General features: G+C 71.9%; 13 protein-coding genes. 3 read left to right on the forward strand and 10 right to left on the reverse strand.

Annotated elements, in window-relative coordinates:
• Positions 1 to 8 precede the first annotated feature (8 nt).
• From ACFY01_RS42790 to ACFY01_RS42805, 4 genes are all read right to left on the reverse strand, one after another.
• Positions 9 to 809 (reverse strand): sugar phosphate isomerase/epimerase family protein, encoded by an 801-nt coding sequence (locus ACFY01_RS42790; protein WP_390741181.1) that lies wholly within the window; start codon positions 807 to 809, stop codon positions 9 to 11.
• Positions 810 to 914: 105 nt separating this feature from the next.
• The gene (locus ACFY01_RS42795; RefSeq protein WP_390741182.1) at positions 915 to 1,511 is read right to left on the reverse strand and encodes a dihydrofolate reductase family protein; all 597 of its coding nucleotides are present in this window, start codon (positions 1,509 to 1,511) and stop codon (positions 915 to 917) included.
• A gap of 41 nt (positions 1,512 to 1,552) precedes the next feature.
• The gene (locus ACFY01_RS42800; RefSeq protein WP_390741183.1) at positions 1,553 to 2,038 is read right to left on the reverse strand and encodes a hypothetical protein; all 486 of its coding nucleotides are present in this window, start codon (positions 2,036 to 2,038) and stop codon (positions 1,553 to 1,555) included.
• Between the two features lie 40 nt (positions 2,039 to 2,078).
• Complete coding sequence (locus ACFY01_RS42805; RefSeq protein ID WP_390741184.1) at positions 2,079 to 3,125, reverse strand: LacI family DNA-binding transcriptional regulator; 1,047 nt, start codon at positions 3,123 to 3,125, stop codon at positions 2,079 to 2,081.
• A gap of 256 nt (positions 3,126 to 3,381) precedes the next feature.
• Between ACFY01_RS42805 and ACFY01_RS42810 the strand changes: the two genes are divergently transcribed.
• From ACFY01_RS42810 to ACFY01_RS42820, 3 genes are read left to right on the forward strand one after another with little or no spacing between them, the layout of a single operon-like run.
• Positions 3,382 to 4,533 carry a Gfo/Idh/MocA family protein gene (locus ACFY01_RS42810; RefSeq protein WP_390741185.1) on the forward strand — a complete coding sequence of 384 codons (1,152 nt, stop codon included), beginning with the start codon at positions 3,382 to 3,384 and terminating at the stop codon, positions 4,531 to 4,533.
• Positions 4,530 to 5,681 carry a dihydrodipicolinate synthase family protein gene (locus ACFY01_RS42815; RefSeq protein WP_390741186.1) on the forward strand — a complete coding sequence of 384 codons (1,152 nt, stop codon included), beginning with the start codon at positions 4,530 to 4,532 and terminating at the stop codon, positions 5,679 to 5,681. Before ACFY01_RS42810 ends, ACFY01_RS42815 begins: the two co-directional genes overlap by 4 nt.
• Positions 5,682 to 5,719: 38 nt before the next feature.
• A complete protein-coding gene (locus tag ACFY01_RS42820) occupies positions 5,720 to 6,520 on the forward strand; it encodes a sugar phosphate isomerase/epimerase family protein (RefSeq protein ID WP_390741193.1) in 801 nt (266 codons plus the stop codon).
• 48 nt (positions 6,521 to 6,568) lie between these two features.
• Here the strand turns inward: ACFY01_RS42820 and ACFY01_RS42825 are convergent, their stop codons facing one another.
• From ACFY01_RS42825 to ACFY01_RS42850, 6 genes are all read right to left on the reverse strand, one after another.
• A complete protein-coding gene (locus tag ACFY01_RS42825; protein WP_390741194.1) occupies positions 6,569 to 7,003 on the reverse strand; it encodes a lamin tail domain-containing protein in 435 nt (144 codons plus the stop codon).
• A 359-nt stretch (positions 7,004 to 7,362) separates the two neighbouring features.
• Positions 7,363 to 7,752, reverse strand: coding sequence for a D-ribose pyranase (rbsD, locus tag ACFY01_RS42830; RefSeq protein WP_390741187.1), 390 nt, complete (start codon positions 7,750 to 7,752; stop codon positions 7,363 to 7,365).
• Positions 7,749 to 8,651, reverse strand: a complete 903-nt coding sequence (locus tag ACFY01_RS42835) for a ribokinase (RefSeq protein WP_390741188.1) — start codon at positions 8,649 to 8,651, stop codon at positions 7,749 to 7,751. The genes rbsD and ACFY01_RS42835 overlap by 4 nt, the downstream gene beginning before the upstream one ends.
• A 46-nt stretch (positions 8,652 to 8,697) precedes the next feature.
• Positions 8,698 to 10,647 carry a substrate-binding domain-containing protein gene (locus tag ACFY01_RS42840; RefSeq protein ID WP_390741189.1) on the reverse strand — a complete coding sequence of 650 codons (1,950 nt, stop codon included), beginning with the start codon at positions 10,645 to 10,647 and terminating at the stop codon, positions 8,698 to 8,700.
• Positions 10,637 to 12,238: a sugar ABC transporter ATP-binding protein gene (locus ACFY01_RS42845; protein ID WP_390741190.1), complete on the reverse strand. Its 1,602-nt coding sequence runs from the start codon at positions 12,236 to 12,238 to the stop codon at positions 10,637 to 10,639. Before ACFY01_RS42845 ends, ACFY01_RS42840 begins: the two co-directional genes overlap by 11 nt.
• Positions 12,235 to 13,284: a LacI family DNA-binding transcriptional regulator gene (locus ACFY01_RS42850; RefSeq protein WP_390741191.1), complete on the reverse strand. Its 1,050-nt coding sequence runs from the start codon at positions 13,282 to 13,284 to the stop codon at positions 12,235 to 12,237. Before ACFY01_RS42850 ends, ACFY01_RS42845 begins: the two co-directional genes overlap by 4 nt.
• Positions 13,285 to 13,537: the final 253 nt, after the last annotated feature.

Raw genomic sequence — 13,537 nt, forward strand, 5'->3', positions numbered from 1 at the left:
GTGGGCCCCTACGCCGAGTCGCTCAGCAGCCGTACGAGGTGCTCGCGGCCCGCGTCCAGCAGTCCGGGGAGCGGGGCGGCGGACTCGTACCACCGCTTTTCGTACTCCCAGCACAGCCAGCCGTCCCAGCCGTGCCGGGAGAGCACCTCCACGCACTCGGTGAGCGGCAGCACGCCGGCGCCGAGCGGCAGCGGAGTGGTGTCCTCGGCCGAGGCGATGTCCTTGACCTGGACGTATCCGAGGTGCGGGAAGAGCGCCGCGTACGTCTCCGAGGGCTGTTCGCCGCCCAGCCAGGTGTGCATCACGTCCCACAGCGCGCCGACCTGGCGGTGGCCGACGGGACCGAGGACGCGGATCGCGTCGGCGCCGGTGCGGTGCGAGTCGTGGGTCTCCAGCAGGATCCGGACGCCGAGGGCACCGGCGTCCTCGGCGGCGGTGCCCAGCCGCCGGGCGGCCGTGGCGTCCGCGTCGGCGGGGGGCTGGTCTGGGGCGGCGCCCGGGAAGACCCGCACGAAGGGCGCCCCGAGGTCGTGGGCGAGCTGGAGGAGCTGCCGGATCTCGCCGAGTACGGGCTCGTCCGCCCCGGGCTCGGCGACGCGCGCGTATCCGGCGATGCCCAGGATCTCGATCCCGGAGGCCTTGAACGCGGCGGCCACCTCGGCCCGTTCGGCGGGGCCGAGGCCCGCGTGCACCGGTTCCTCCGGGTGCGCGCGCAGCTCGACGCCGTGGTAGCCGTGTTCGGCCGCGAGGGCCAGTACCTCCGGTACGGGCAGGCCGGGGACACCGAGGGTGGAGAACGCCAGCTTCATGGGGCGGACACTACCCGGCATCGCCCGTCGCTCACCTGATCCGCGCAGATCGGCGATCCCCCGTTCCGCGGTCCCCCCGTTCCACGATCCCCTTTCCGCGTCTGCCTATTCGGCGGGGGCGGCCCGGTAGACGTTCACCAGCGCTCCGGTCTTGGCGGTGGTCGTCGACACCAGCTCCAGCGTCCGCTTCCCCCCGTCCGCCGGGAAGATCGACTTGCCGCCGCCGAGGAGCACCGGCATGACGACGAGCTGGAGTTCGTCGACCAGCCCCTCCTGGAGCAGGGCCCTCACCAGCGTGGGGCTTCCCATCATCGCCAGGTCGCCGCCTTCGGCCGCCCGCAGCTCACGGACCCGGCCGAGGGCCTCGGCGACGGGGATCCGGACAGTGTTCTCCCAGGTCAGCTCGGACTCCCCGAGGGTGTCGGAGACGACGTACTTGCGCATCGAGTTCAACCGGTCCGCGAACGGGTCCCCGGCCCGCTCCGGCCAGGCCGCCGCCATCGACTGCCAGGTGCGCCGCCCGTACAGCAGCGCCTCCGCCTTCTCCAGCCCCGCGGCGAAGGCCCCGCCGATCACCTCCGGGTCGAAGAACGGGTGCGACCAGCCCCCGTGCGCGAACCCCCCGTCGGTGTCCTCCTCGGGCCCACCGGGGGCCTGCACGACGCCGTCCAGACTGATGAACTCGGTCACCACTACGCGCATCAGAACCACTCCTCCACCGCCCGGCTCGGGCGGTCAATCGGTTACGGCAACCAAGACCCCGGCGGCGATGAGAACTCATCGGTCCCGGCGCCCCCATTCTCGGCTGGCACGGCCACCACCTCGACTCCGGCCGCCCGCAGCCTGCGCGCGAGCCATTCCGTCTCGGGCAGGGTCCCGCCGTACTCCCCGCTCAGGACGCGTTCCAGTAGGTCCCTGGCCTCGGCGAGCGGGACCCCCAGCGCCGTCCGCAGCACGCGCATGACCGCCACCCGCACCCCAGGTGCCACCGGCGCCCCAGGGGCCTGTTCCAGCCGCAGCACCGTCCGTCCGTGCTCGGCGAGCATGCGCTCCCGCAGTGGGGCCGGCAACTCCCCGCCGCAGACGGCCATCGCGCTCCCGCAGTCCCGGCACACCACCTCGGTGTCCCACCGCAGGGAGTCGCCCACCAGAGCCTGGACGCCGTGCCACGCGGCCTCACCCGCGCAGTCCGCGCAGGGAACGGTCGCCGCCGGCGATTCGAGGATCACGCCGTCTCAGCCCCAGCACCAGCGTCCTCGCGTCCCCGGATCACCCCCGCGGCACCGCCGTGGACCCCCGCACCATCAGCTCCCCCCGGACCGTCGCGATCCCCCCGTGCGGCGGCTCCTCCCGCCCCATGGCGATGCGGCCGGCCCGGGCGCCCGCCTCCGCGAGCGGGAGCCGTACCGTCGTGAGGGCGGGTACCGCGTCGATGCTGAACGGCAGGTCGTCGAACCCGGCGACCGACACCTCGGCGGGGATCCGCAGCCCGGAGTCCCGCAGGGCCGCGCAGGCGCCGAGGGCGACGGAGTCGTTGGCGGCGACGACGGCGGTCAGGGAGGGGTCGCGGCGCAGCAGTTCCAGCGTCGCCTCGTAGCCGGAGCGCCGGTCGTAGCGGCCGTGCACCGTCCAGCGCGGGTCCTCCTCGATGCCGGCCGCTGCCAGTGCCTCGCGGTGGCCCTCCAGCCGGTGCCGGGTGGTGGTGCGTTCCTCGGGGCCCGCGATGTAGCCGAGCCGGCGGTGGCCGAGGCCGATGAGGTGCTCGGTCAGCTGCCGGGCGCCGCCGCGGTTGTCGAAGGCGAGTGCGACGGCCTGGGTGTCGGGCGCCGGCGGGCGTCCGCACAGCACGACCCGGGTCCCGGCCTCCGTGAGCTTGCGCAGCTTCGCGGCCACCGCCGCCGCGTGCGGCGCCTCCTCCACCGCGCCGCCGGTGAGCACCACGGCCGCGGCGCGCTGCCGCTGGAGCAGGGTCAGGTAGGTCAGCTCGCGCTCGGGGGAGCCGCCGGTGTTGCAGACGACGGCCAGCCGCTCCCCGCCGGCCCGTCCGCCGGGGCCGCCGATCTCGCCCTGGATCGCGCCGGCCATGATGCCGAAGAAGGGGTCCGCTATGTCGTTGACGAGGATGCCGACGAGGTCGGAGGTCGCCGCCGCCAGGGCGCTGGCGGGGCCGTTGAGGACGTAGTCCAGCTCGTCCACGGCCTGCAGTACCCGCTCCCGGGTGGAGGCGGCCACGGGGTAGTTCCCGTTCAGCACGCGCGACACCGTCGCGGGCGAGACCTGGGCGCGGGCCGCCACGTCCGCCAGGGTCACCGTCATCTCGTCGTCCTCCGGTCGCGCATATTCGTCGTACGTCCACGTAGACAGGCCATCCCACGGACACGGTTCCGTGAGGTGCCGAGCAGACCATAAGGCCAACGGAGCCTTTTGTTCGCCCCCTCGAACAAGTCGGAGTGGACCAGGCCTTGTCCGGAACCCCGCTCAGAGGCTAGCTTCTCATTGGATAGAAAGCGCTTGCTGTACTCGCTTGCTGGACTGCTTACCGGGGCGCCCGACGCCCATGAAGGGGACTGACGTGACACGCAAGACGGTGCGTATCGCCATGAACGGCGTCACCGGGCGCATGGGCTACCGCCAGCACCTCGTCCGGTCGATCCTCGCCCTGCGCGAACAGGGTGGCCTCGACCTCGGCGACGGCACCGTGCTGTGGCCCGAACCGATCCTGATCGGCCGCCGGGAACACGCCCTGCGGGAGATCGCCGAACGGCACGGCCTGGAGCACGTCTCCACGGACGTGGACGCGGTCCTCGCCGACCCGGACGTGGACATCTACTTCGACTCCCAGGTCACCTCCGCCCGCGAGGAGTCGATCAAGAAGGCGATCGCCGCGGGCAAGCACGTCTACACCGAGAAGCCCACCGCCACCGGCCTCGACGGCGCCCTCGAACTCGCCCGGCTCGCGAACGCCGCCGGCATCAAGCACGGCGTCGTGCAGGACAAGATCTTCCTGCCGGGCCTGCTGAAGCTGAAGCGGCTCATCGACGGCGGGTTCTTCGGCCGGATCCTGTCCATCCGCGGCGAGTTCGGCTACTGGGTGTTCGAGGGCGACTGGCAGCCGGCCCAGCGCCCCTCCTGGAACTACCGCGCCGAGGACGGCGGCGGCATCGTCGTCGACATGTTCCCGCACTGGGAGTACGTGCTCCACGAACTGTTCGGCCGCGTGAAGTCCGTCCAGGCCCTCGCCGCCACCCACATCCCGCAGCGCTGGGACGAGAACGGCAAGCCCTACGACGCCACCGCCGACGACGCCGCCTACGGCATCTTCGAGCTCGACGGCGGCGCCATCGCCCAGATCAACTCCTCCTGGGCGGTCCGCGTCAACCGCGACGAACTGGTCGAGTTCCAGGTGGACGGCACGGAAGGATCGGCCGTCGCGGGCCTGCGCAACTGCCGCGCCCAGCACCGCTCCGCCACCCCCAAGCCGGTCTGGAACCCCGACATCCCCGCCACCGAGGTCTTCCGCGAGCAGTGGCAGGAGGTCCCGGACAACGCCGAGTTCGACAACGGCTTCAAGGCCCAGTGGGAGCTGTTCCTCAGGCACGTCTACGCCGACGCCCCCTACCACTGGGACCTCCTCGCCGGCGCCCGTGGCGTCCAGCTCGCCGAACTGGGCCTGAAGTCGTCCGCCGAGGGCCGCCGCATCGACGTACCGGAGATCGCGCTGTGACCATCCGACTGCCCGACGCCCACGGGGACCTGAGGACCTACGAGCCGCGCACCGAGCCGCTCGCCCTCACCCCCGGCACCCCCTTCACCTCCCGTACGGTCTTCTCGGCGGCGCACGTCGTCGCCGACCCGTACGCCGATGTGTCCCCCGACTCGGCCGCCGCCGTCGACTGGGACGCCACCCTCGCCTTCCGCCGCCACCTGTGGTCGCACGGCCTCGGCGTCGCCGAGGCGATGGACACCGCCCAGCGCGGGATGGGCCTCGACTGGGCGGGCGCCGCCGAGCTGATCCGCCGGTCCGCGGCGGAGGCCCGCAGCGTGGGCGGCCGGATCGCCTGCGGGGTCGGCACCGACCAGATCACCGGCGGGTCTCTCGTGGAGATCCGAGCGGCGTACGAGGAGCAACTCGCCCTCGTCGAGGAGTCCGGCGCACAGGCGATCCTGATGGCCTCCCGCGCCCTCGCTGCCGCCGCCCAGGGCCCCGAGGACTACCTGGAGGTCTACGGCCACCTGCTGCGCCAGTCCGCCGAACCGGTCGTCCTGCACTGGCTCGGCCCGATGTTCGACCCGGCGCTGGAGGGCTACTGGGGCTCCTCCGACCTGGACGCCGCCACCGACACCTTCCTCGAAGTCATCGCCGCCCACCCGGACAAGGTCGACGGCATCAAGGTCTCCCTCCTGGACGCCCAGCGCGAGATCGACCTGCGCCGCCGCCTCCCACAGGGCGTGCGCTGCTACACCGGCGACGACTTCAACTACCCCGAGCTGATCGCGGGCGACGCGAAGGGCTTCAGCCACGCCCTGCTCGGCATCTTCGACCCGCTGGGCCCGCTGGCCGCCGAGGCGGTACGGGTGCTGGACACCGGGGACACGGCCGGCTTCCGCGCCCTCCTCGACCCCACGGTGGAGCTGTCCCGCCACCTCTTCCAGGCCCCCACCCGCTTCTACAAGACCGGTGTCGTCTTCCTGGCCTGGCTCGCCGGCCACCAGAGGCACTTCACGATGGTCGGCGGCCTCCAGTCGGCCCGCTCCCTCCCGCACTTCGCCCGCGCCTACGAACTCGCCGACGGACTGGGCCTCTTCCCGGACCCGAAGCTCGCCGAGGAACGGATGAAGAACCTGCTGTCGCTGTACGGGGTGAACCAGTGAGCACGACGAACGGCCTCGAACGCTTCTCCATCAACCAGATGACGGTCAAGCAGCTGTCGATGCCCGAACTCGCCGACGCCTGCCGCGAGCTGGGCGTCACGAACGTCGGCCTGTGGCGCGAGCCGGTGCAGACCTACGGCCTGGAGGCGACGGCGAAACTGGTCCGCGACGCGGGCCTCACCGTCACGACCCTGTGCCGGGGCGGCTTCCTCACGGCGATCGACCCCGAGGGGCGGGCGGCGGCCCTGGCCGACAACCGCCGCGCCGTCGACGAGGCCGCGGCCCTCGGCACCGAGGTACTGGTCCTGGTCTCCGGCGGCCTGCCCGCCGGCTCCAAGGACCTGCACGGCGCCCGCGAGCGCATCGCGGACGCCCTCGCCGAGCTGGGCCCGTACGCCGAGGACCACGGAGTGAAGCTGGCCATCGAGCCCCTCCACCCCATGTACGCCTCCGACCGCTGCGTGGTCTCCACCCTCACCCAGGCCCTCGACCTCGCGGAACGCCTCCCCGCCCACCAGGTCGGCGTCACCGTCGACACGTACCACATCTGGTGGGACGACACCGCCCCCGAACAGATCGCCCGGGCGGGCGCGGGCGGCCGTATCCACACCTTCCAGCTCGCCGACTGGACCACCCCCCTGCCCGAGGGCGTGCTCAACGGACGCGGCCAGATCGGGGACGGCGCGATCGACATGAGGGAGTGGAAGCGTTACGTGGAGGCGGCCGGCTACACCGGGCCCATCGAAGTGGAACTCTTCAACGACGGGCTGTGGGCACGGGACGGGCGGGAGGTGCTGGCCGAGACCGCGGCGCGGTTCGTGGAGCACGTCGTGGGATGACGGCCGACGGGCCCCCACACCCGAATGGGGGCCCCTCGGCGTCGGCGATCAGCTCTCGTTGTGGCAGTTGTACGGGTTGGGGTCGCCGAAGTCGTGGCCGGCGAAGCAGGACCGGAAGTCGTAGCCGTTGGGCTTGAACAGGAACGCCATGTCCTGGGTGTTGTTCCAGATGTAGTTGCCGCTGCCCCAGTACAGGTGACCGGCGGTGTTGGTGCCCCGTCCGGTGTGCAGCTTGACCGTCTTGCCCGCGCCGAGCTTGTACGACGGGAAGGTGTAGTGGTGCCCCGCCAGGTCCTCGACCGACCAGCCCTTGAGCTGCACCGCGGCGGACGTGCCGTTGTGGATGTTGATCCACTCGTTGTTCAGGCTCGTGTTGGAGCGGGTGTCGCTGCCGGGGCTGTCGTACTGCCATCCGCCGAAGTGAACGGTCCTCGGATCGGTGGCGGCGGAGGCCGGGGTGGCGGCGATGGTGGCGGCGGCCATGGCGGCAGCGGCGGTCAACACGAAGTACTTCTTCAAAGCGGTCCCTCCCTGTGCATGAACACGCCCCGGCCTCGCGCTGCGGCACGAGGGGCCGGGGCGGCCGTCATGTTGACACATCGCACACGTGATCCATTGCGGCGGGGGCGTGAAAAGGGGGCGAGGCAAAAAATCTCGAGAAGCCGTGCAACCCTCCTCGTCCCTGCGGTGTCGTACTTGGCGTCAGGGCTTCTGGTGGGGGATCCGGGGGGATCGAGGAGGCCTGACACGGAGGGGAAACGCCGAGGGGCCCGGTCGACGAGACCGGGCCCCTCGAAGCTTCCGGCACCCGTGGCGAGGGGGCCGTCATCCGTCAGAATCCGTCAGAAGAACACCCCGCACCGCAGCAGCACGTTCGCGTACGGCCGGGCCTCCCCCGTGCGTACGACCAGACGCGCCCCCGCCGACAGCTCCTTCAGCCGCTCGTGCGGGACCAGGGCCAGCTCCGGGAAGTGCCCCTCCAGCAGGGACGCGGCCGCGGGATTGGCCTCCCGCACCTCCGTCGCCGCGGTCGCGCCCTCCACCACCAGCTCGGCCAGCAGGCCCTCCAGCACCTCGGCGAAGGACGGCACACCGGCGCGGAAGGCGAGGTCCACGACCCGGGGGCCGTCGGGAATCGGCATGCCCACGTCGCACACGAGCACGCCGTGCCCATGACCCAGCCCGGCGAGCGCCCCGGCGAGGTGACCGTTGAGGATGCCCGCCTTCTTCACGGGGCCTCGACCTCCTCCGCCGTCGGGAACGACTCCTGCGCGCCCCGCTTCGTCACGGCGGCCGCCCCGACCCGGGCGGCGTAGGCCGCCGCCTGGGCGAGCGAGGCCCCCGAACCCAGCCGCCAGGCCAGCGCCGCGGTGAACGCGTCGCCGGCGCCCGTGGTGTCCACGGCGTCCACCTTCACCGACGCGACCGGCGTGACGCCCTCCGCCGAAGCCACCAGCGCGCCCTCCGCGCCCAGCGTGACCACCACCGACCGCGGCCCCTTCGCCAGCAGCAGCCGGGCCCAGTCAGCCGGACGGCCCTCCGCGGAGGTGTCGCCCAGGATCACCCTCGCCTCGTGCTCGTTGACGATCAGCGGATCGCAGGCCGCCAGCACCTCCGGCGGGAGCGGGCGCGGCGGGGAGGGATTGAGGACGAAACGGCTGCCCGCGGGCAGGTTCCGTACGACCTCCACGACCGTCTCCAGCGGGATCTCCAACTGCGCCGAGACCACCCGGGAGGCCTGGAGGAGGCCGCTCGCGGCCCGTACGTCCGCGGGCGTCAGACGGCCGTTGGCGCCCGGCGAGACCACGATGCTGTTGTCCCCGGACGGGTCCACCGTGATCAGCGCGACCCCGGTCGGCGCGCCGCCCGCCAGCACGCCCACCGTGTCCACCCCGGCCGCCCGCTGCGAGTCGAGCAGCAGCCGGCCGTGCGCGTCGTCGCCCACCCGGGCCAGCAGGGCCGTACGGGCCCCGAGCCGGGCTGCCGCGACCGCCTGGTTCGCGCCCTTGCCGCCCGGGTGGACGGCCAGATCGCCACCGAGCACCGTCTCGCCGGCACCGGGGCGCCGCTCGACGTCGATCACCAGGTCGGCGTTGGCCGATCCCACGACCAGGAGGTCGTAGTCGTACATGAAATGAGCTCCCTGAGAGATGACTTGGGGCGGGCGGTCGCCGATCTCAGCCGCTGAACCCGGCCACGTTCTCCTTCGTGACCACCTTCACCGGCACCTTCACCGTCGCCGCGACCTTCTTGCCCTGGACGGCCCGCAGCGCGTTGTCCACCGCGATCTTCCCGAGCTGGCTGGGCTGCTGCGCCACGGACGCGTACAACGTGCCGTTCTTCACAGCGGTCAGACCGTCCGGGGTGCCGTCGAAGCCGACGACCTGGACCGACTTGCCGGCCTTGGCACCCAGCGCCTTCACGGCACCGAGGGCCATCTCGTCGTTGGCGGCGATGACGCCCTGGACGTCCGGGTGGGCCTGGAGCAGGTTCGACATCACGTCGAGCCCCTTGGTGCGGTCGAAGTCGGCGGGCTGCTGGGCCACCACCTGGATGCCGGGGAAGGCCTTCAGCCCCTTGGCGAACCCTTCCGCCCGCTCCCGGGCGGCGGAGGTGCCCGCCTGCCCCTGGAGGATCACGATCTTGCCCTTGCCGCCGAGCTTCTCCCCGATCGTCCGGCCGGCGAGCTCACCGCCGGCGACGTTGTCGGAGGCGACCAGGGCGTCCACCGACGCCTTGTTGACGCCCCGGTCGACCGCGATGACCGGGATCTTCGCCTGGTCGGCGGCCTTCACGGAGTTGCTCGCGGCGTCCGAGTCCACCGGGTTGACGATGATCGCGCCCAGGTCCGAACTGGTGAAGTTCTGCAACTGGTTGGCCTGCTGGGAGGCGTCGTTCTGGGCGTCCGTGACGGTCAGGTCCACGCCCAGCTTCTTCGCCTCGGCCTGCGCGCCCGCCCGGATCTGCACGAAGAAGGGGTTGTTGAGGGTGGACAGCGACAGCCCCATCTTCGGGCTGGTCGTCGCCGAGGAACCGTTGTGCAGGAAGGAGGTCGCGCCGACCAGCGCCACGGTCACGACCGCCGCGAGCGCGTACGTGCCCGCCTGCTTGCCCTTGTCACCGCCCGTACCGGCGGCCACCGGGGTCGCACCGGCCTTGCGCCGCAGCGTGTCCAGCAGCACCGCCAGCGCGATGACGACACCGATGACGACCTGCTGCCAGAAGGCGGAGACGTTGAGCAGGTTCAGCCCGTTGCGCAGCACCGCCAGGATCAGCGCGCCGATCAGGGTCCCCGACGCCTTGCCCGTACCGCCTGCCAGCGAGGCCCCGCCGATCACGACGGCGGCGATCGCGTCCAGCTCGTAGCCGTCGGCGGCCTGCGGCTGGGCGGAGGAGAGACGGGCGGCGAGCACGACGCCGGCGACCGCCGCGAACAGGCCGGAGAAGGCGTAGATCGCGAGCTTCTGCTTCTTGACCCGCAGACCGGACAGACGGGCGGCCTCCTCGTTGCCGCCGATCGCGTACATGGAGCGGCCGATGTACGTCCGGCCGAGCACGAAGGCCGCGACCAGCCCCATGACCACCATGACCAGCACCGGCACGGGCAGCCAGCCGCCGAGCGTGTCGCCGAGGTGGGAGACGGAGTCCGGGAAGGGGATCGGGGAGCCCTCGGAGATCACCAGCGACAGACCACGGGCCACCGACAGCATGGCGAGCGTCGCGATGAACGGCGGCAGCTTCCCGTAGGCGATCAGGAAGCCGTTCACCAGGCCGGCGGCTATACCGGTGGCGACGGACAGCACGACCGCCAGGACGACCGGCACACCGTGCGAAGTCGCGCTCCACGCGAGGACGGTGGCCGACAGCGCCGCCACCGACCCGACCGACAGGTCGATCCCCGCCGAGACGATCACGAAGGTCACACCGAAGGCGAGAACGGCGGTCACGGCCGCCTGCACGCCCACGTTCAGCAGGTTGGCGGTGGTCAGGAAGTCCCCGGAGAGCGCCGACAGGGCGATGACCAGGACGATCAGCGCGGTGAGCGCGCCGTTGTCGAGGAGCAGCCGACGCAGGCCGCCCGTGGCGCCACCGGCGCCCGTTGTGCTCTTGAGCGTGTCAGTGGCCACGGCTGGCCTCCGTTTCCGTGGTGGGGTTGGTGGTGGAACCGTCGGGGGTGGGGTTGTGGACGGCAGAAGGACTGCCGACGGCGAGCGCCATGACGGCGTCCTGGGAGGCCTCCTCGCCGGCTAGCTCGCCCGCGATCCGCCCCTGGGCCATCACCAGCACCCGGTCGCTCATGCCGAGGACCTCGGGCAGGTCGCTGGAGATCATCAGGACGGCGGCACCGGCGGCCGTCAGCTCGTTGATGAGCTGGTAGATCTCGACCTTGGCGCCGACGTCGATGCCGCGCGTCGGCTCGTCGAGGATCAGCACCTTGGTGTCGGCGAGCAGCCACTTGCCGATGACGACCTTCTGCTGGTTGCCGCCGGACAGCGTCCGCACGTGCTGTTCGAGCCCCGCCATCCGCACACCCAGCTGCCCGGCGATCCGCTCGGCCGCCGCGTGCTGCGCCCTGCGGTCGACCAGCCCGGCCCGGGTCGCGGCCCGCATGGTCACCAGGCCGAGGTTCTCCGCCACGGAGGCGTCGAGCACCAGACCCTGGCCCTTGCGGTCCTCGGGCACGAGCCCGATCCCGGCGGCCATGGCGGCGCCCACGTCGTGCCGGCGCAGTCCGGTCCCCGCGACCTTCACGGAGCCCTGGTCGTAGGGGTCGGCGCCGAACACGGCCCGTACGACCTCCGTACGGCCCGCGCCGACCAGCCCCGCGATACCGACGACCTCACCGGCGCGCACCTCGAAGCTCACGTCGTGGAACACACCGTCCCGCGTCAGCCCTTCGACGGCGAGCAACGCGGCGCCCCGCTCACCCCGCTCACCCTGCTCGCCCTGCTCGCCCTGCACGGGCCGCTCACGCGGATACTGCTGCTCGATGGACCGCCCCACCATGAGCCGTACGAGCTCCTCCTCGGGCGTGTCGGCCGGGATCTGCCCGACGGACCTGCCGTCACGGATGACGGTGACCCGGTCGCCGAGCGCGGCGATCTCCTCCAGGTGATGGGTGATGAAGACGATCCCGACCCCGTCCTCGCGCAGCTTGCGCACGATGGCGAAGAGCTTCTCGACCTCCTCGGAGGTGAGTACGGCGGTCGGCTCGTCCATGATGAGCACGCGCGCGTCCAGACTGAGGGCCTTGGCGATCTCGACCATCTGGAGGCGGGCGATGCCGAGTTCACGGACACGCGCGCGTGGCGACACGTTCACGCCCACGCGCGCGAGCAGCACCTCGGCGTCGGCCTCCATCCGCTTCCGGTCGATGACCCCCAGACGGCGCGGCTGGCGCCCCAGGAAGATGTTCTCGGCGACCGTCAGATCGGGTACGAGGTTGAACTCCTGGTAGATGGTGGCGATCCCGAGGCGCTCGGAGTCCTGCGCACCGTGGATGCGCACCTCCTCGCCGCCGACCAGGATCCGCCCGGCATCGGGTGTGTAGGCGCCGGAGAGCATCTTGATGAGGGTGCTCTTGCCCGCGCCGTTCTCACCGAGCAGCACGTGCACCTCGCCCCGGCGCAGATCGAAGTCGACGCCGTCCAGCGCGACCACGCCCGGGAAGGTCTTCCGTATGCCCTCGATGCGCAGCAACTCGTCCGGGTTGCTCACGACGTGCTCCTTTGCACTGGGGAGGGGGACTGGGGGGTTGGGGCTTCTGGGGAGGGAGGCTCGCCGCACGAGCGGCGTACGACGAGCCGGGCGGAGAAGGTGGCGGACGCGGGGGGCCGCCCCTCGATACGGTCGACGAGGGCCCGTACGGCGGCCCGGCCCAGCTCACCCGTGGGCTGGGCGACCGCCGTGACCGGCGGATCGGTGTGCACGAACCACGGGATGTCGTCGAACGCGGCCAGCGCGACGTCGTCCGGCACGCGCAGCCCGCGCGCGCGGATCGCGTCCAGTGCGCCCAGGGCCATCAGGTTGTCGGCGGCGAACACGACCTCCGGCGGCTCCGGAAGATCCAGGAACCCCTCGGTGACCCGCCGCCCGCTCTCGGCCTGGAAGTCGCCCTGGCCTGTGTAGGCGTCCGGGAGGGGAAGCCCGTACTCGGCCATGGCGGCCCTGAACGCCTCGACGCGCTCGCTGCCGGTGGTGGTGGCAGCGGGCCCCGCGATGATGGCGAGCTTGCGATGCCCCAGCCCGTGCAGATGCGCGACGAGATCGCGGATGGCGGCCCGTCCGTCGGCCCGTACGACGGGCACGTCCACGCCCGGGATCCACCGGTCCACGAAGACCATCGGCGTCCCCGCACGCGCGGCGTCCAGCATCAGCGGGGAGCCGCCGTCGGTGGGGGAGACGAGGAGCCCGTCTATCCGCCGGTCGAGCAGCGTCCGTACGTGGTGATCCTGCAGATCCGGCCGCTCGTCGGCGTTGCCGATGATGACGCTGTAGCCGAGCGCACGGGCCTCCTCCTCGACGGAGCGGGCCAGTTCGGTGAAGTAGGGGTTCATCACGTCGCTGATGACCAGGCCGAGGGTGCGGGTCTGGTCGGTGCGCAGCGAACGGGCGACGGCGTTCGGGCGGTAGCCCAACGTCTCGACGGCGGCCAGCACGCGCGTGCGTGCGTCGTCGCTGACCGACGGGTGGTCGTTCAGCACCCGCGACACCGTGGCGACGGAAACCCCCGCCTCGGCGGCGACGTCCTTGATGCTCGCCATCGCCGGCTCCACCTCCTTGTGGAATCGTTTACATCCGCGTTGTACGGAGGATTGGAATCGATTACACGGGGTGGGGGCAAGGGGGAGGGGGTGGCCGAAATCCAATCGTGACCGGGGTGGGGGAGGGGGTGGGTGAGGTGAGCGCCTGTATGGAGTGACCGTGGGGGCCGCTCGCTTCTTGGCATTGTCGTGGGTGCCCGGGGCGAGTTAATCGGGGGGCGCGGCGGCTAAGCCGATTGGCCCAAGGGCCCAC

Source organism: Streptomyces sp. NPDC001480, from assembly GCF_042894725.1.
Lineage (GTDB): Bacteria > Actinomycetota > Actinomycetes > Streptomycetales > Streptomycetaceae > Streptomyces.